The sequence below is a fragment of the Pseudomonas sp. KH_050 genome, assembly GCF_057838875.1.
On the sequence record NZ_CM174478.1, the window covers coordinates 3632581 to 3650217 of the forward strand.

General features: G+C 57.3%; 14 protein-coding genes and 2 pseudogenes. 12 read left to right on the forward strand and 4 right to left on the reverse strand.

The window, feature by feature from the left end; all coding sequences use genetic code 11:
* Window positions 1–37 precede the first annotated feature (37 nt).
* Window positions 38–289 carry a hypothetical protein gene (locus AC3IUA_RS16560; RefSeq protein ID WP_489355440.1) on the reverse strand — a complete coding sequence of 84 codons (252 nt, stop codon included), beginning with the start codon at window positions 287–289 and terminating at the stop codon, window positions 38–40.
* A gap of 164 nt (window positions 290–453) precedes the next feature.
* Between AC3IUA_RS16560 and AC3IUA_RS16565 the strand changes: the two genes are divergently transcribed.
* Together AC3IUA_RS16565 and AC3IUA_RS16570 are read left to right on the forward strand one after the other, a co-directional pair.
* A complete protein-coding gene (locus AC3IUA_RS16565) occupies window positions 454–774 on the forward strand; it encodes an ElaB/YgaM/YqjD family protein (RefSeq protein WP_489355442.1) in 321 nt (106 codons plus the stop codon).
* Window positions 775–902: 128 nt separating this feature from the next.
* A complete protein-coding gene (locus AC3IUA_RS16570) occupies window positions 903–6269 on the forward strand; it encodes a dermonecrotic toxin domain-containing protein (RefSeq protein WP_489355444.1) in 5367 nt (1788 codons plus the stop codon).
* A 67-nt stretch (window positions 6270–6336) separates the two neighbouring features.
* On the opposite strand, the gene AC3IUA_RS16575 is transcribed toward AC3IUA_RS16570, so the two are convergent.
* Entirely contained in the window at window positions 6337–7374 is a 1038-nt protein-coding gene (locus AC3IUA_RS16575) for an Ldh family oxidoreductase (RefSeq protein ID WP_489355446.1), read from the reverse strand.
* 252 nt (window positions 7375–7626) lie between these two features.
* On the opposite strand from AC3IUA_RS16575, the gene AC3IUA_RS16580 reads away from it, so the two are divergent.
* The 3 genes from AC3IUA_RS16580 (at window position 7627) to AC3IUA_RS16590 (ending at window position 9932) form a co-directional block, all read left to right on the forward strand.
* The gene (locus AC3IUA_RS16580) at window positions 7627–8370 is read left to right on the forward strand and encodes a hypothetical protein (RefSeq protein WP_489355448.1); all 744 of its coding nucleotides are present in this window, start codon (window positions 7627–7629) and stop codon (window positions 8368–8370) included.
* An 89-nt stretch (window positions 8371–8459) separates the two neighbouring features.
* Complete coding sequence (locus AC3IUA_RS16585; protein WP_489355450.1) at window positions 8460–8783, forward strand: hypothetical protein; 324 nt, start codon at window positions 8460–8462, stop codon at window positions 8781–8783.
* A gap of 147 nt (window positions 8784–8930) precedes the next feature.
* Window positions 8931–9932, forward strand: a complete 1002-nt coding sequence (locus tag AC3IUA_RS16590; protein ID WP_489355452.1) for a FecR family protein — start codon at window positions 8931–8933, stop codon at window positions 9930–9932.
* Window positions 9933–9977: 45 nt separating this feature from the next.
* Here AC3IUA_RS16590 and AC3IUA_RS16595 read toward each other — a convergent pair.
* Window positions 9978–12080: pseudogene (locus AC3IUA_RS16595) on the reverse strand (penicillin acylase family protein).
* Window positions 12081–12392: 312 nt separating this feature from the next.
* Between AC3IUA_RS16595 and AC3IUA_RS16600 the strand changes: the two are divergent.
* Window positions 12393–12773 carry a fe2+ zn2+ uptake regulation protein gene (locus AC3IUA_RS16600; RefSeq protein WP_489355454.1) on the forward strand — a complete coding sequence of 127 codons (381 nt, stop codon included), beginning with the start codon at window positions 12393–12395 and terminating at the stop codon, window positions 12771–12773.
* Between the two features lie 17 nt (window positions 12774–12790).
* Here the strand turns inward: AC3IUA_RS16600 and AC3IUA_RS16605 are convergent, their stop codons facing one another.
* On the reverse strand, window positions 12791–12979 hold the full coding sequence (locus AC3IUA_RS16605; protein WP_489355456.1) for a hypothetical protein: 189 nt from the start codon (window positions 12977–12979) through the stop codon (window positions 12791–12793).
* Window positions 12980–13089: 110 nt separating this feature from the next.
* On the opposite strand from AC3IUA_RS16605, the gene AC3IUA_RS16610 reads away from it, so the two are divergent.
* The 6 genes and pseudogenes from AC3IUA_RS16610 to glgA all read left to right on the forward strand — a co-directional run bounded on the left by AC3IUA_RS16610 (window position 13090) and on the right by glgA (window position 17637).
* Window positions 13090–13230 carry a hypothetical protein gene (locus tag AC3IUA_RS16610; RefSeq protein ID WP_489355457.1) on the forward strand — a complete coding sequence of 47 codons (141 nt, stop codon included), beginning with the start codon at window positions 13090–13092 and terminating at the stop codon, window positions 13228–13230.
* A gap of 208 nt (window positions 13231–13438) precedes the next feature.
* Window positions 13439–13885 (forward strand): DUF411 domain-containing protein, encoded by a 447-nt coding sequence (locus AC3IUA_RS16615; RefSeq protein ID WP_489355459.1) that lies wholly within the window; start codon window positions 13439–13441, stop codon window positions 13883–13885.
* Window positions 13885–14319: a YqaA family protein gene (locus tag AC3IUA_RS16620; protein WP_489355461.1), complete on the forward strand. Its 435-nt coding sequence runs from the start codon at window positions 13885–13887 to the stop codon at window positions 14317–14319. Before AC3IUA_RS16615 ends, AC3IUA_RS16620 begins: the two co-directional genes overlap by 1 nt.
* Before the next feature lie 86 nt (window positions 14320–14405).
* Entirely contained in the window at window positions 14406–15425 is a 1020-nt protein-coding gene (locus tag AC3IUA_RS16625; RefSeq protein ID WP_489355463.1) for an alpha/beta fold hydrolase, read from the forward strand.
* Window positions 15426–15438: 13 nt separating this feature from the next.
* Window positions 15439–15540: pseudogene (locus AC3IUA_RS16630) on the forward strand (D-2-hydroxyacid dehydrogenase family protein); the annotation flags it as partial.
* A gap of 528 nt (window positions 15541–16068) precedes the next feature.
* Window positions 16069–17637 (forward strand): glycogen synthase GlgA, encoded by a 1569-nt coding sequence (glgA, locus tag AC3IUA_RS16635; RefSeq protein WP_489355464.1) that lies wholly within the window; start codon window positions 16069–16071, stop codon window positions 17635–17637.

Sequence of the window (17637 nt, forward strand, 5' to 3'; positions counted from 1 at the left end):
GCTGCCGCAGGCTGCGATCTTTTGATCTTAGCCCCGTTTATTTCGCTGCCATCAACCGATTGACCTCGCTGCGCACCATGTTGGCGAATTCCGGTGGAGACATCGTATCGAGCTCCGAGCGCACCCATTCCGCCCATTTGCCCTTGCGCTTGGCGCGCTCGCCGAACAAGCGGGCGCCCTCGCCCTTGGCTTTGCCCAGATTGCTCTGCCAAAGGTCGAACAGACGGGACTTTTCATCTTCGAGCGCCGCGCGCTCGGCAAGGGGCTGGTTAGCCAGATTGAAGCTCATGGGAGTTACCTGCTGCGTAAAATTGGCGATATCTTACACCGTCGAGGGAAAACTCTGATTCCGGATTTTTCTTCGGCGTTGGCTCAGGCTCAAAATAGCTGCAACTTTTTGCCTTCAAGCCGACTCCATTGTTCACTGCCCATTCAACTGCAAGGAGTCCTCCCATGGCCCGGAAAACCGCCGCGCAAATGGCCGAAGAACAGATCAAGGATCAAACCTTCAGCGAGCTGCAAACCCTGATCGAAGAGTCGGAAAAATTACTCAAAAGCAGTGCTTCGCTGGTGGGCGAGGAAGCTGAAGGTCTGCGTCAACAAGTTGCTCTGAAACTCAAGCAGGCACTGGACGCCGTATCAAACGTACGTTCGCGCAGTAAACCGGTGGTCGATGCCACGCAAATCTACATAGGCGGACACCCTTGGCAGACCGTGGCGATCTCTGCCGGTTTTGGTCTGGTGGTCGGCCTTTTGCTAGGACGTCGCAACTAAGTCGTAATCGCCAAGGGGGGACTTGCGCCCCCCCTAACTATTTACCGCAGTACCCTTCCCCTTTCGCTCTAACGTCCTGCCATGAAGATCCGTCTGCATTCGGACAGATCAGGACGAGCGCACTCCCCATGGCAAACATCCCGCTTTCCCCGTACTACGACATCGCTAAACTAAAAACGCGCTATCAAGAGGCGCTGACAAAAGCCGCACTCGATCGGGACATTACCGATATAGAACAGCAATGGCTGGAAACCGCCCTTTTACCGGACGATAAGGTGCGCGCCGCCCAGGCCGTGCCGATGCGCATCGACAAGATCCTGTTCGTGTTGCCGGACAAGCCACCTTGCGAGCTGCTCGGTTCGTTCAAACTGAGCGCCCCCAAGGCGAAAGACGCTCCGGTATTTCTCTATTCCCTGGCCTGTGGTCTGGAAAAATACGACGATGAAAACGCTTTACTCAGTGACCTTTCCGAACGACTCAAGGATCCCCATAAAACCAACGAACTGCTGCGCTACGTTGCGGTCGATCAGCGTTATGCCATCTGCGCCACGCTCCCGGTAAAACTCGAACCCTATCTTATTGTCGTTGATGCTTTCATTGATCTGCGCCAAGCGCTGCTGGACAACTCCGCACTCGATCTGATGGGTATTGCGGACGAGTTTCTCCGTCTGCCTTCAATTAACGAAGTGCTGAACGATTACCTGCAAACCCGGCTGGATGAAATTTACCCTGAGGGAGAGCTCGGCCCGAACGATATTAGCGTCAATAGTTTCATCACCGTGACTGAAGAAGACGACCACGGAGTAAACCATTCCATTCAGAGCCTGGTTTCCTCGCACACGCTGACAGAAACTATTTTGACCTATTACCGCAACAGTTCATGGCCAACCGCGCAAACAAGGGAATTCCGCAGTTGGGTTGGTCTTGAGGGGGCGTTCGTGCGTAGAGGCTTTGCGCTTATCAATAACGTCACCTGGTTTGAAACCCTGATAGTTCAAACCAGTACCGAGCTCCAGTCTCTTTTCGAAAAAAAACTCGCAGCGTTCTGGTCGAATAGATTCATCGGCGACCACACTCGCCGCGACTATTTCGCGGATGTCCTGGCGCAGCGGTTCGCCAAGGAAGTGAGGTCACATGACTATTCGGGAGACATTTCCCCTACAGAGAGAACCTGGCTCGCCAGGGTCAGCCAATTACCCTCGAACACGCCCTCCCCATCGGCGGAGTCGCTTCGGATCGATCATCTTTCTTATACCGCACCTGGAAAAAATGAAATCTTCTTTGCCGGGGCTTTTCTGGTCAGTCATACCCTCCCGAGCTCCTCCAGAGTATTTCTCTATGTGCCGAATGAGGGGCTTGAATCATTCGACAACCGCCATGACCTGAAACAACAACTGAGTGCACGCCAAGAACGCCCAAGCTCCCTCAACAACCTGTTGTTCTGCCTCTCCTTGAATGAGTACCTCGCCCCCGAGGGCCCCGCCGGCTTCGGCTTCCAGGCTCAGAAACTGGACAAGGCGGTTTTCCCGGAGCGCATGGACTCGATCATCGGCAAACAGCTGGCCAATGTCCGCTACCTGTTGAACCTGCTGAAAAAGAACCATCCAAAGCTCGATATCAATGATGCTATCGACTACGCGCTGGACATCCGGGTGATGCTTGACAGCCGATTACCGACGCTTGGACAACAGCGCCGCTGGGACAAGCTCAACGTATCCAGCGAGGCAAACGTATTCAATCCAGTCGAAGCACCACCCGCCTTTCAACCACCGGCCCCATCATCGTCCGGTGACCCCATTCAAACAGCTCTTCGAAGTCTCACGGCCCTCAATACCTGGACCAATGAACTCTGGGAACGGCGTCCGACCATCCGTTCGTTTTCACAAGCACGGATGCAGAACTACCTGACCTACATCAACAGTGATCTTTTACCGGCTGAAATCCACATAGAGGCTGAATCCAACGCTATCAGTGCGACCGAGCCCTTCCTGGTCAGTTACTCCAGCAATCTGACCGACCTACTGATAGAACAACTGACCGGTTACGCACAAGCCAAGGGCTACACCGGTACGGGTCAAGCCTTCAGAGTAGTTAATGGAGTACAGCATAGGCTGGAGGAAAACCAGCCTGACCTGCCCGCCCTGGAGAGAATGCTCGGCCTGGCGAAGACTGACTTCCTCAAGCGCTACCTCGAAGAACTGAAACGTTTCTATGCAACCGCTGATACCCAAGGGCATTCCATCAAGGACACGCTGATTAAAATCAGGTATGCAGCGCTACAGTACGAACTCAAGCTGAGGTCGGCGGATCGAAGCCTGGATGAGAATGATCGCAAACTGCTCACCTGCGTGCTCGACAGCCCTGTCAGGAGCATGCGTGAAACCCTGAATGGCTTCCGTCCCGATGTCTACAGCATTGCCCTGATTGCGGACAAACAGCCGGCCAGTGTAAAGCTTGCCAATTGTTTTGTGATCGCTGAACGCGGCGGTCCTGGCCCGGAACATGCCCCCGAAGACAGCGGACGAGTCATTCTGTGGACCCCGCAGCGGGGCCTGGAACCGTTTAACGCTCTGCCGACATTGCTCAACCAACTGAATACACGACTGCTTGATATCCCCGGGCGCTCCAGCCTGCTCGATAATGTTTCATGGAGCGACCGATCTAGCACCGTTGAACACACTTCAATCAAACTGGAACTGAAGGTTATCGATGGCGACTTTCAGGAAGTCCTTCAGCAATGGCAAATAGACGCTGAACTGGCGACAGGTGAAAGCCTGTTCCATCTTGCTCAGACATGCCAACTCAGCGCGCAAAACACCCTTGACTTGATGTTGGGCCAGTCGCAGGACATTAAAGCGGCAATCAATCTGGACAGACTCATTGCCTGGGCCCAAAACATCCTGTTCCAACACAAACTGCCGGTCTGGTTACAGACGAAATCGCTAAACGAGCAGCAGGAATATCTTGAGGCACTGAGAGCCTATCGAAGGTCGATTGACGCGGGGAAAAATTATCTGCATGACATTCCTGATTTGCACGACTTTGCGCACTCAAAACTCAAAACCCTGCTTGATGCCAAGGACCCGGATCATCCTCTGAACCCGGACCTGATCGACGTCACAATTACTCATTATCAGTCACCCGTAGCCCCCGCTGGCGAGCCGCCGTTTTTCTTCGCCGCAAACGCCAAGGGCACCGTGCCCCACACCACTGAGAGCTTGACGCAATTTGCCTTGAAGACTTATGCGCAGGTCAATGGCGCCACGATTTTCATAAGTTTCCATAACAGCAGCCTGCCTGTTCCCGCGTGGTTGGACTCCCCCTACCTGCAAGAGGTGTTTCGCACCCTGGATATAGGTCACGACTATGTAAAAACACTCCATGACAAACTCGATAACGGTAAACCGGGAGTCGATGAGCGCAAGCGCTTGTTTGCCACGCAACTACCCGCGCAAGTCATCGAGCAGGCGTTGGCCATGAGGCTCCAGAACCAACTCACAGCAAAGGCCTACCTGTTTATCAAACAGGTCATGACGATGCCGGACACCCTCGCCAGAGAGGCCTTGGGTGACGTGAATATTATCGTTCGCCCGCTGGAGCTCATCCCGGACAAGGGCCTGAAAGCCGACGCCACGCTCGGTATGTACTTGATTGGCCCAAGGCAGCCCGACGCTGGCCCCCTCATCCTGCATACGCCCTACAGCAAGGATTTTGGGTTCAAGGAGTATCGGGATGAAGCCCATTTGATCAGTGATCTGCAAACATCCACGCCCCTGCAGGCCCTGGTCCTGGAGCGGATGTCGATACAAGCCGCAAGGGTCTACGCCAACGGAGGGTTCATCGAACCGCACATTCCTTTTTCCGATCTGCCAACCCGCACGCCTGGTCCCATCAGTCTTTCGTTTACCCCCTTGACGGGCAATCTGCTGAACACCTTGTTTACCGACAACACAGCCTTGCTGATCAGCATGGCCGAATCGCAAAGCGTCACAGCGGCGCAGGCCAAATGGGAAAGATTGAAGTTCTTGCTGACGCCCGTTATCGATGCGGGATTGATGTTCGCGCCCGGAATAATCTCGCTGCCTTTCGTCATATGGAGCAGTCTCCAATTAGTCACTGAAGTGGCAGAAGCGGTAAAAAAAGCCAAGTGGGGCGAAGCTTGCGACCTGGTCATCATGAACCTGCTGCAAATGGTGGCAATGCACCAGTTGCGTTTGCGCCCTGTACGCGCCGATTCCAAAGTTCTCGATATCGAGAAGATGGTACGGCCTACTAGCCTCGCCTGGGCAGACCATCCAATGACCGCCGAACAAATCACCCGACTGCGTGAATTCGAATTACCCGGGATCGAGCTGAACAGCCTGCAAAGCGATGAGGCTCCTGGAGTCTACATAAATCCGATAAATCAACAACGATGCGCCATTGTCCAAGGCCGGGTTTATCGAATCGATAAACAAGCGGGTGAATGGAGAATGGCCAATGACGTTGGAGTTGGGCCTACCCTGAAAAGAAATCAGATTGGCGCCTGGGAAATAACCACCCCCCCCCTCTCCCGTTCAATTGCAAGCATGCTCGAGGGAAAAGACGCGAAGGCTCGAGCAAAACTGGAAATGGACTTCGATGCGCAAGGCATGACGCAAATCACGACTCGCTACCCGGAAAAAGCCCAGGCCCTGAAGGATGCACATACAGCCGCCTTCATGAAGTTGCTGGGATGCAGGTTTGCTTTACGCAAGCCCGTGCCAGGGACACCTCGAGATCCAAGAGTCATCTCGATCATAAAAGAGGTTCTGTCTATCTCTGATGTAACACCCGCGCTCTATGACCAGATAGACGCAATGACTTCCTCGTTACTTGACGCACTCTGGGACCGCTCCATGAACACCTTTGATTCGAAACGCTATGTCATTGGAACAACCGTCACTCCAGACAATGTCGTAGCATTCTCGGTGCCTGGTGATCCCGAGCACAGAATTTTCTTCACTGAGCATTTTTTCGATCCGAGTCTTCGTGGCGATGACTATCCGGTTACTGGCTCCTTCGATCAGGGTTCCCACTCCCGCGCCAATACCTTGATTCATGAACTGAGCCACCTGGTATTGGGTAGCAAGGACCTGGCCGACGCCTGGTCCGAATACCCCCCGATAGCCAAACTCGATACAGCCCGCCTGGGGCCTTTCCAGACACCAGACTGGATAGTCAGCAGTCGAAGAAAAGCCTTCTCCAGGAGTACGCCTGCCGAGACACTGTTCACAGAACCGCTCAACCACACCGCCCTGGAAACCATTCTCAAAGTAAGCGGGACGACGAACCTTGATGCCGCACGACTGTCTTTTCTCTTTGACTCGACAGTACGTGCCCGGATGATCCTGTCCAATGCAGACTCGATAGCCCTGCTTATTTCAGAATTAGCCGCTTTGGACCCTGCATGGAACGCCGGAACCTTGCCGCATTTGTTGACGAATACCATCGCGCAAAACACGCTGACTCATTAACCGATAACTCTCCCATCCCTCGGGTTTCAGGCCAGAGGGATGGTTGAACAGGCGCAAGCCCTGGGCCTCAATCTCCAGCCAACACACGCAAATTCGCCAGCTCATCCACTGCAATGGCAATTCCTTGTTCATGGGACCTGGCCCGCTCACGATGCCGACGATCCCCCGGCAACCGCTTGAGCCCTACCCCATGCATCTGCCGCACCAATTCCTGGCTGCGCTCGGCAAAGCTCTGCCCGGCGGCCTTGCTCGGATCGATCAGGATGATCAACTGGCCGGTCCAGGGGGTTTTCGCTCCAGGGTGATTTGACCAGTCGAACTCGAACGAGAAGTTGCCGCCAGTCAAGGCCGCCGCCAGCAGTTCGACCATCATCGACAACGCCGACCCTTTGTGCCCGCCAAACGGCAACAGTGCACCGCCTTCGAGAATCGCTTTCGGGTCCTGGGTCGGCTGGCCCAGGCTGTCCACGCCCATACCCGCCGGAAGACGCTCACCCTTGCGCGCAGCGATCTGCACATCGCCGTGGGCAATGGCACTGGTGGCCAGATCGAAGACGATCGGCTCACCGTCCGCCCTGGGCGCGGCAAAGGCAATGGGGTTGGTGCCAAACAGCGGTCGATCGGCGCCGTGGGGCACCACGCAAGTCATGCTGTTGACCATGCTCAACGCCACCAGCCCTTCATAGGCGAAGGGTTCGACATCCGGCCAGAGCGCGCCGAAGTGATGGGAGTTGCGTATCGCCAATACCGCGATCCCGGCACTGCGGGCCTTTTCCACCAGCAACTCCCGGGCAGCCGCCAGTGCCGGTTGTGCAAAACCGTTGGCCGCATCGACCCGCACAAACCCTGACGCCACATCTTCAACGATCGGCAGCGCCTTGCCATCGACCCAGCCGCTGGCCAGCGTCGATACATAACCGGGGATACGGAACACACCGTGACTATGGGCACCATCGCGCTGGGCACTGGCGCAGTTATCAGCCAGGACATAGGCCACTTCGGCCGAGGTGCCATGGCGCAGGAAAATTTGCTCGAGCAACGCCACCAGCTGCGCGTAGGTGAGGTGTTCTGAAGGGGTTTCGACAACCAAAGGTGATGCAGACATCTGAAGCTCCAGTTTTATTATTTGGAGGGGGCAACAGGGTATGGAGGTCCGGCATCCGATTAAACAACGTTTGGCGAGCGTCCTGTCAACTCTTGTTGATGGCTCCAGCAAGAAAGGTGCTGCGAGGTGCATATTCACCCTAATTATCTACCTCTCTCGAAGAGCGCTTAAGACCTTCGGCAACACAAATGGGGATCCGCGCTCAAGGCGTTCATCTACGGGGTCGGTCAGCTTGCGACGATCAAGATGGCCATGGAGGCGTCTGCATCGAAGCCGGTACCGACGGCTGCAAAAGATGTTGTTGCCACCGAGCCGCCCCTGGAACCACCCGCAGTTATCACCACCTTGGCCAACATGGACCTGACGGCCCCTCAGCGAACTCGACTGCAGCCTTATGAGGTCATGGACGTCGCGCTCAAGGATCTGAAAAAGAGCACGGTGCACGGGATTTACCTGGATGCAGCGACTGACCGCGAACTCATTCCCCTTGCCGGAAAAGTCTATCGTGTAGAGAGGCACGGACATCTCTGGCAGATCATCAGTGATCAATACAAAGGCCCTTTCGTACGTAAAACCGACGCACAACACTGGGTATTCGACGCTCGCCAGCACCTCCCCCGTTTCGGCGGAGCGCTGACCAGGCTAGACAATCGATACCTGACCTGGTCGAGCGTTCGCAACGGAATGAACATAGAAGCCGTTGGCCTGAAGAACATTCGACGGCTGTATCCTGAAAAAGCACGGATGATCAGAGAAGGACTGGATCTTGCCTTGCATTACACCCGTTACTGCAAGCACAACTTGCGCCTGCTGGATCCCGCAGTTCAACCGGTCACGCGAGTGCATCGATTCCTCAAGAGTTTTTTTGCGGTGTCCACGATAGAACCGAGCCTTGTGCAGAAACTGACAGCCGTTGTCGACAAGATCCTCCTGGAGCTGGTGGACCCGTCTCTTGCATCTTTCAACTCAGAGCTTCAACCATCATTCATGAACTGACTCATATAGTCTGTGCTACCGAAGATATTGCTTATCTTGAGTCCGCAAGGCTGTTCCCGGATCTATTGGCTGAAGCAACGGGGAAAAGATTGAAGGATGCCCTGCACGACGTTCAGGCCGCATCACTGTCCATGCTTACCCCGGTTTCCGAACTGTTCCAGATCCTGGATGAGGATACCGGCACCTGGATGGATCCGGGTACCGCCATTGATACGGAACACATTGAAGATCATATTCTGAAAACTACCGGGGGTAAGGACCTGGAAGATGCACGTCGAATCTTTCGCAACAACCCGGACCGACGAATCGACACTGTATTAGGCAATGCCGACTCCGTTGCCTGCCTCATCACTCAACTCGGCCGCCAACTGGATCCAATTCCGTCCAGCCGGCCTGTATCGCCAATACCCTGAACGCTTGGGTGAAGTGCGCAGACGGCGTCTATGGTGTTTAAAGGGTAAGGAAGACAAAATAAGCTTCACGTTGATGTTCTTTTGCCATATCGACTGTTCTCGTCAGCCACCTGCGAAGGTTAGAATGCAGGAAATCAGGAAGAGTCAATGAGCGAAAAGTCCCTCTCGGAAGCCGAATACGACGCCGTCACCGATGCTGCCGCACATTGGTGCATGCGGCTGCACGCGTTTGACTGCACGGCAGCTGAACGCCAGGCTTTCGAACAATGGCGCGATGCACATCCGCTGCACGCCATCGAATACGAGGCGATGCTCGAGATCTGGGATGTCTCCGAGCATCTGCCTCGCGCAGCAGCCCCGTCCATAGAGCCTGTGCCTGCCCCCCTCAATCGGTGGCGAACTTACGGCCTGGCCGCGGCGATCAGCCTGCTGGCGCTACCACTGGCGGCGTACACCGGCTGGAGTCTGGGTTGGCTGCCAAACTCCTACGAACACTTCCAGGCCAAAAACGGCGTGGAGCACATCACCTTGGCCGATGGCAGCCAGGTCGAATTGAACCTGGGCAGTGAACTGACCTACAGCAACTACAAGGATCAGCGTCGGGTCACCTTGAACAAAGGTGAGGCCTTCTTCAGTGTCAGCCATGACAGCGCACACCCCTTCGTGGTCAAGGCCGCGGACGGGCGCATTCGTGTCACCGGCACCCGGTTCAATGTGTGGATGTACGAAGATCAGGTTCGAGTGACGCTCGTGGAAGGCTCAGTGCTGGTCAGCAGTCAATCCGCTCAACCCGGCGACGGCCTGCGCCTGGACCCGGGCATGCAGGCTCGCTACAAGGCCGGTGACTATTCGCCGCAACTCAGCCAGACCTATGCCGGCGATACCTCGCTGGCCTGGCGCGGCGGCAAGCTGATTCTCGATAACCTGGCACTGGCCGACGCCCTGCCTCTGATCAACCGCTACCTGAACAAGCCGCTCATGCTGGCGGACAACGCCACCGGGGCGATTCGCATCGGCGGCATCTACAACACCAGCGAGGTCAAGGGCCTCGTGACCTCGCTGCCCAGAGTGCTGCCGGTGTACCTGACCCAGAACAAGGATGGCAACCCGGTGCTCAACTCGATCCCGCGCCAGGTACCGAAAAGCTGAAAGGCCGCCCCCAGCGGGTGCAGTCTTGATTTTGCCGGCGCAAACCTACTGCGCAGCCACCGTCCCTGAGCGATCGTCCTGTTCGCTGATGACGTGCAACTGATACTGCGGATCGTCCTTGATCTGCTGTTCAGTGAACGGCAACGCACTCCACTGCTTCTTCGAGAACGCTTCGGTCTGGTCCCGCGAGTGCCTGGAGGCCGGGTCGCTCGACAGCGAAAAGGCCAGCAGGCCCTGGGCTTGCGGCCCCTATCCGTCGAACGTCACCACCTGCAGATAACTGGTGCCACTGACCACTTCGCGCTTGCCACCTTCAGCCGGTACGCTCTGGATGGCGTTGTACACCCCCAGGCTCGCCGGACCGCCATGGATCGGCGTCTGCCGCCCACCACTGCTGACCACCTGAATGTCCCCCCAACGGCTATCCGCCGTCAGCCCGGCCTTGGCCACCCTCCTGACCGATGCCAGCATCGCCTCACGCAATGCACTGGCAATCTCTGGCCGATCAAGATCCAGGCCGCGCGGCGTGTGCACTGGGTCTGCCGGGTCAAAGGCGACACGCCAAAGGTCCGGGGTTTGTTGCAAATGCTCCATGACATTCTGAAAGTGCACAAAGCCCAGGCCAGTTTGCAGGTTGGCGCTGCGGTCCCAGGCCTTGAGACCGGTACACAGCGGAGTCAGGGTGGCCGCGTCAGGCCCCAGGCTGGTGACGCAGAACTGCAACAGGTCCGGCATGACCTGACTCGCCAGGTAAACCTGATCCTCCATCACCATCCGCTGCAGGTCCGCCACGGCCAGAGTCCCGGCCTTGCTCAGCGTACTCAAGCGATCCAGGGCAAAACGGGCACGCTGGCCCAGTGGCAGGCTGTCCTGACTGATCAGTGGCGAAAAGCCCTCGAGCGGTGCGGCGGGGTTGGCCATCCAGGCCGAATCATTGGAGTTCTGCACATAGTCGGTACGCAGCAGTTGCGGCAACTGGCTGGCCGGGTAAATGCCCTTTTGGGCCGCACTGTCGTCAATGTCCCAGGCACAGGCGCTGCGGGAGCCGTCGAGCACAATCATTTGCGATCCGGCCCGAGGGTCGCTGCACTTGGCCAGCTTGGCCGCATTGACATTCGGTACCACCGACAGATTCATATAGAGCGTCTGCCCCTGGTCATCCACTGCCAGGGTATTGACCCAGGGAATGCCTTGAATCTTGTGTACCGACGCCTGCAAGTCCTTGAGGCTGACTGCACTATTCATCGCATACCACTGCTGCAGCACCCGGTCGTTCTCCAGGTTGGCATCGCGCAGGCTGTAGGCGAACTCCATGTTCCAGTCCAGTTTGCCCGGCCATTGCACCACCGGGCCGAAGACCGAGCTGTACACCACCCGAGAGACCGGCCGGGTGCTGCCATCCGCGGCTTTTACATTGACCGTCAGCGTTTGCTGGCCCATCGGCAAGGACTTGCCATCGAGCAGGTAACGGGTTGCATCCTTGGGATCCAGTTGCAGGCGATACAGGGTGAAGCGCTGCACTCGAGTGGCGGCCAACCGGAACGCCTGTGACGGGTCTGAGACTTGAGTGACGGCCTTGGGCGGCGCGGCACCGACCAGGGCCTCGGCGAATTGCCCGACACCCCCTTCGACCAGCAAGCGCCGGGTCAGCTTGACCAGGTCCAATGGGGTAACAGGTCGCACCCAGGCCGCTTGGCACTGCTCAGGCAATCCGCGGGCTTGTCGTTCGGCCAGCGAACGGTTGTAACCGGCGACATAACCTTCGATCAACTGCTGCACTGGCGGGGTTTGCGCCTGCCAAAAAGCGGATACTGCCTGTGGCGTATTCAACCAATTGAAAAACAGGTCGCTGGCGAGGTTTTCGCGCTCTTCGAGGGTGGACTGTTCAGGGCCGAAATACTTCGAGCGCTCACCATTGACCGTGACCACCTCATTGGCCAGCAGGCACAGATTGTCCTGGGCATAGGCATAGCCGATGCCATACCCCAGCCCCCGTTCGTCATGGGCGCGGATGTGCGGTATGCCAAAAGTGGTGCGCCGAATATCGGCACTGGCCTCCCCCGTCGCCACCTCTGCCTGGGCTGCAAGACTCAGCCCCAGAAACACACCCGCAAGGCAAATCCTGGGTAACGGCCTGGAAATAATCACGCTGACTCCTGATCGATAGGAACGAAAAACCAGGGCCGGCATGCAGTGTGATGGCGATGCATAAACAGTGCAGACAACCTGGAAAAGACCGCGCTTCCAGGCTTGAGCCGGAACGTGTCTCCACCTGAAGACGAAACACACGCAAAAAAATTTAGCGCCTGACGCCCTGTCTATCCGGGCATTTGACAGGTCATCGACTCGATACCGACAAATTTTCTACATCTGGCGCTTCATTATTCGGCTTGCTCGTACGTCTTATTAACTGAGAGCACCCGTCATTTTCCTGATCAGGCTCGGAAAAGGAGTTTTTGCATGTACAACCAGCAACTGCCAATGGATGGTAACCAGACCCTGCACGGCCCTTCGCCGAGCAACGGCACCGGCGCCTTCGAGAAAAGTATCGAGCGTCACGCCAATGACCGGATCCGGCTGGCGCTCAAAAGCTTCGGCCTGCGCACCAGCCTGATTCGCCTGAAGGTCATCGACGCGCTGCTGAAAGCCGCCGAAAGCAACCGTTCGCTGGGCGTGCGCGGTGTACACAGTCATTTGCTGGAACTGGACATTCCGCTGTCCTTTCTCAGCGTGCGCGAGGTGCTCAAGCGTCTGAACAGCGAGGGCGTGATCACGCTCAATCCAGACAAGAGCTACAGCCTGCATCAACAGGCTGTCGCTTTACTTCACAGCAACACCTGAAGCCCTGGCGCGCGCGATCAGGGCTTGACCTTGCGGCGCATGACGCCATTGATTACGACCACTATCACCGCCACCGCAATGGCGATGTACTGGAACACTTTCTCGGTGATCATCCCGACGTTTTGCAGGTAGGAGAGGCCAAACATGATCCCCAGCACCACCAGGGAAATCAGAATCGAGTATTTCAAACGTTGCGACTGGGTCATTGCGGGTTCCTGAACCTGAAAAATTGTCTCCAGATGCGTACCCAGGCCCCGACTTTGTGCGGGGCCGGGTGACTGCAAACGGCGGCACATGTTACCGCCGATGAGGCGTTTTGGCTTCATTCTCCAGGCATCGCAAGTATCTGGAAGAGAACGTCTGCATCAGCGGCTCTTTGCCGTCCCAACGGCTGGTCGAGTTGTCGAACACCGCCATGGTCAACCTCAAGCAAAGGCTGGAAAGCCGCGCTACCTGACAAAACTGTAATGCCCGCCTCAGTGAGCTGACAGCTTGAACGGACTAGAGTCCCGACGAGCCCGAGGCGTCAGACTCGATGTCATCTCCGTATAATTTTGAAACACAAGCGACCTTTATTGACGGTGAAAATGGTCAGAATGCCCTTCGGCTGGAAGGCACATAAGGTTCCAAGCCACTTGAATACACTGATCGACAAGAGAAAACCGATGAAAAACACACTGCGCCTGGCAGCCCTTTCCATCCTGTTCATCAGCTCGCTGGCTCAGGCCGCCGAGTTGATTGCGATCGATGTGCACCGTGATGCCAATTGCGGCTGCTGCAAAAAGTGGATCACTCATCTGCAAGACAACGGCTTCAAGGTCAACGACCATGTCGAAACCAACATGAGTGAAGTCAAGCAGCGCCTCGGCGTCCCGCCGCGCCTGGCTTCGTGCCATACCGGCGTGATCAACGGCAAATTCGTCGAAGGTCATGTGCCCGCCGAACTGGTACTGGCCTTGAGCAAGCGCTCGGACCTGCTCGGCGTGGCCGCTCCAGGCATGCCCATGGGCTCGCCGGGAATGGAAATGGATGGCATGGCTGATGCGTATCAGGTCATCGGCTTGAGTAAAAACGGCACCGAGGAAGTGGTCGCCGACTACCCGGCACATTAATGCTCGCAGGTTACCTCGGGCTGTTCCTCGCGGCGTTCGGCGCCGCCACGTTGTTGCCGTTGCAATCAGAGGCGGTGCTGGTCGGCCTGCTGCTCAGCGGCAAATACCTGGTCTGGTTGCTGTTGAGCGTTGCGATTGCGGGCAATGTCATAGGCTCACTGGTGAATTGGTATCTGGGACGCGGCATCGAGCGATTTCGCGACAAGCGCTGGTTCCCGGTCAGCCCGCAATCACTGGAGAAGGCTCAACGGCATTATCAGCGTTATGGCCACTGGTCATTGCTGCTCAGCTGGGTCCCGATCATCGGCGATCCCCTGACGTTAATCGCCGGTGTGCTGGGCGAGCCCTTCTGGCGTTTCCTGCTGATCGTGACCCTGGCCAAGGGCGCCCGCTATCTGGTGTTGGCGTGGGCGACACTGGGCTGGATGCAGTGAACATTTTGAACCAAAGGAACGTCTTCGGTTAATCCCGGCTTAATCGCGCCTTTGCAGCCTCGACGGTTTCCCAACGGAGCTCGCCCATGATCCGCTCATCTACCCTGTCGCTGTCCGGCCTGCTGCTGACCGCCGTCCTACCCGCCTTCGCCACTGAGGGCCCGGCCTATGGGGCAGAGCTGCAAGGCTTCGAATACCCCTACCCGGTCCAGCACTTCGCTTTCGAGTCCCAGGGCAAGTCCCTGCAAATGGGCTACATGGACGTACCGGCCAGCGGCAAGGCTAACGGTCGCAACGTGGTGCTGATGCACGGCAAGAACTTCTGCGGCGCCACCTGGGACACCTCGATCAAAGCCTTGAGCGAGGCCGGCTACCGGGTCATCGCCCCGGACCAGATCGGCTTCTGCACCTCCAGCAAACCGGACCACTACCAGTACAGCTTCCAGCAACTGGCGAGCAACACCCATGAGCTTCTGGCCAGACTGGGTATCCAGCAAACCAGCGTGCTCGGCCACTCCACCGGCGGCATGCTCGCGACCCGCTACGCCTTGCTCTATCCCGAACAGGTCGAACGCCTGGCGCTGGTCAACCCCATCGGCCTGGAAGACTGGAAAGCTCTCGGCGTACCCCATCGCAGCGTTGATCAGTGGTATGCGCGGGAATTGAAGGCAAACGCCGATGACATCCGTAACTACGAGCGAAGCACTTATTACGCCGGGCGCTGGAAACCCGAGTTCGATCGTTGGGTCGATATGCTCGCCGGTCTGAACAAGGGTCCGGGACATACCCGGGTGGCTTGGAACTCCGCGCTGATTTACGACATGATCTTCACCCAGCCGGTGTTCTACGAGTTCAAGAATCTGCAAATGCCTACCCTGCTGCTGATCGGCACCGACGACACCACCGCCATCAACAAGGACCTCGCCCCGGCAGCGGTCAAGGCGAAGATTGGCAACTATCATCTGCTTGGCAAAGAAGCAGCCAAACTCATCCCGCACTCGACGCTGGTGGAATTCCCAGGCCTGGGCCATGCGCCGCAGATGGAAGAACCGGCGCAATTCCACAAGGCACTGCTCGGCTGGCTCAACACTCAATCCATCCGTTAACGAGGTAGCGTCCATGGCTGTGCAGATTGCGGTTATCGATGACTGGCAGAACGTGGCCAGCCGCGTGGTGGGCTGGTCCGCCGTGGCGCCTATCGGCGAAGTCAGCTTCCTGCATTGCCGAACCTGAAATCCCTGAACTGACCAGCTTGGGGTACGCCCCCTCGCCACAGTAAGCCCCAGGCAGCTCGCACCATCATGGTGCGAAGCGGGTTTTTTCCGCGCACCTCCATCTGGCAAACCCCTCGCCTTTTCCGTACATCCACAGCAAAAAATATGCCCTGCGTCCGTGCGCCTGTAACACGGCCATGGTAGACAATCGCTGCATTGCGCACTTTGTCGGACAATTTTGCCAAACAGACCTCTCCCGCTCTAACTTCTGGCCTAGACTCAGTTTCTCGAGCAAAAACCGATCGGCCAGTTGCATAAAAAAGTCGAAACTTTCTGTCCGAGCGAAAGGTCAGGTTAAAGATAGGCCGTAATGTTTGGTGCAATCCTTGCAACGGCCAGTCCACTCTTTATTGCTTGTGCGTACTCGGAGCCAATTGCCCGGTTACGTAGCGCTTATGCGCGTGGCCACGGGAGTTGGCCAACCCTATCTCTGGTGATTCGCCAGGAACAGCTTAATAAAAAAGGGGAAAGACAGATGATCAGTGCCGCTGTAGATACCCAGGGAGAACTTTCTCATCAGCAGGTCGATGATCCGGCGCAAATTCCGGTTCTGGCCACGGGTGGCAGGACGCTGCAGCCAGCGCTCAAGCACAATCCCAATAGAAAAAAAGTTCTGTTCGTCACTTCGGAAATTGCCGACCTGGTGAAAACCGGCGGCCTGGGCGACGTCTCTGCGGCACTGCCCAGGGCCATGGCTCAACTGCATGATGTGCGCGTACTGATTCCCGGCTACCCACAGGTACTCAACAGCGAAAACCCGATCCATATCATCGGCGAGCTGGGCGGTCACGCGGCGCTGCCACCCTGCAAGATCGGACGCATGGACATGCCGGACGGCCTGGTCATCTATGTGTTGATCTGCCCTGAATTGTACGAGCGCGAAGGTACTCCCTACGGCGCCAACAACGGTCGCGACTGGCCGGACAACCACATCCGCTTCGCCCGCCTGGGCCTGGCCGCCGCCGACATCGCCGCCAACCTGGCGCAAATCCATTGGTGCCCCGACCTGGTGCATGCCCACGACTGGCCGGCCGGCCTGGCACCGGCTTATATGCACTGGCGCGGCCAGCGCACACCGACGCTGTTTACCATCCATAACCTGGCCTACCAGGGTGTGGTCAGCCTCGGCTCTTGCCCCGAGCTGGGCATTCCGACCCATGCCCTGCAACAGGACGGCATGGAGTTCTACGGTAAGATGTCATTCCTCAAGGCTGGCATGGCCTACTCGAGCCACATCACGACCGTCAGCGCGACCTACGCGCAGGAAATCACCACGCCGGCTTTCGGCTGCGGTCTCGATGGCTTCCTGGCCAGCAAGACCCAGCAAGGCCTGCTCAGCGGCATCCCCAACGGCATCGATGATAGCTGGGAATCCGCCACCGACCCGCACCTGGTCTGCCCGTTCAGCATCGGCGACTGGGAAGGCAAGGCGATCAATGCTGCCCATGTTCGTGAACTGTTCGGACTGGACGACAGCGAAGGCCCCTTGTTTGCAGTGGTCTCACGCCTGGTGTACCAAAAAGGCCTGGACCTGACCGAAGGCGTGGCCGAGTTCATCGTCGCCTCGGGTGGCCAGATCGCGATCATTGGCCGTGGCGAGCCAGAAGAAGAACAAGCCATGCGTGCCCTCGCCCTGCGCTTCCCCGGGCAAATCGGTGTGCGTATCGGCTTCAACGAAACCGACGCCCGACGCATGTTCGCCGGCAGCGATTTCCTGCTGATGCCTTCGCGATACGAGCCGTGCGGCCTGAGCCAGATGTATGCCCAGCGCTTCGGCTCATTGCCGGTGGCGCGTAACACCGGTGGCCTGGCCGACACCATCGAAAACGGCGTGACCGGTTTTCTGTTCGACGAATCCACGGTACCCAGCTATCAAGAGGCGCTGCAGCGCGCGTTCAAGGTATTTGCTTACCCCGAACTGCTCAACGCCATGCGCTGCCGGGCCATGGCCGCGCCGTTCAACTGGTGCAAGGCAGTCGAACCCTACGCCGATCTCTACGAACAATTGGTGGCTAAAGCGCTGGGTAAAACGGGCAAACAGTGA

Coding starts and splice junctions, on each gene's coding strand:
- AC3IUA_RS16560 (WP_489355440.1), bottom strand. CDS start 289: ATGAGCTTCAATCTGGCTAACCAGCCCCTTGCCGAGCGCGCGGCGCTC.
- AC3IUA_RS16565 (WP_489355442.1), top strand. CDS start 454: ATGGCCCGGAAAACCGCCGCGCAAATGGCCGAAGAACAGATCAAGGAT.
- AC3IUA_RS16570 (WP_489355444.1), top strand. CDS start 903: ATGGCAAACATCCCGCTTTCCCCGTACTACGACATCGCTAAACTAAAA.
- AC3IUA_RS16575 (WP_489355446.1), bottom strand. CDS start 7,374: ATGTCTGCATCACCTTTGGTTGTCGAAACCCCTTCAGAACACCTCACC.
- AC3IUA_RS16580 (WP_489355448.1), top strand. CDS start 7,627: ATGGAGGCGTCTGCATCGAAGCCGGTACCGACGGCTGCAAAAGATGTT.
- AC3IUA_RS16590 (WP_489355452.1), top strand. CDS start 8,931: ATGAGCGAAAAGTCCCTCTCGGAAGCCGAATACGACGCCGTCACCGAT.
- AC3IUA_RS16600 (WP_489355454.1), top strand. CDS start 12,393: ATGTACAACCAGCAACTGCCAATGGATGGTAACCAGACCCTGCACGGC.
- AC3IUA_RS16605 (WP_489355456.1), bottom strand. CDS start 12,979: ATGACCCAGTCGCAACGTTTGAAATACTCGATTCTGATTTCCCTGGTG.
- AC3IUA_RS16615 (WP_489355459.1), top strand. CDS start 13,439: ATGAAAAACACACTGCGCCTGGCAGCCCTTTCCATCCTGTTCATCAGC.
- AC3IUA_RS16620 (WP_489355461.1), top strand. CDS start 13,885: ATGCTCGCAGGTTACCTCGGGCTGTTCCTCGCGGCGTTCGGCGCCGCC.
- AC3IUA_RS16625 (WP_489355463.1), top strand. CDS start 14,406: ATGATCCGCTCATCTACCCTGTCGCTGTCCGGCCTGCTGCTGACCGCC.
- glgA (WP_489355464.1), top strand. CDS start 16,069: ATGATCAGTGCCGCTGTAGATACCCAGGGAGAACTTTCTCATCAGCAG.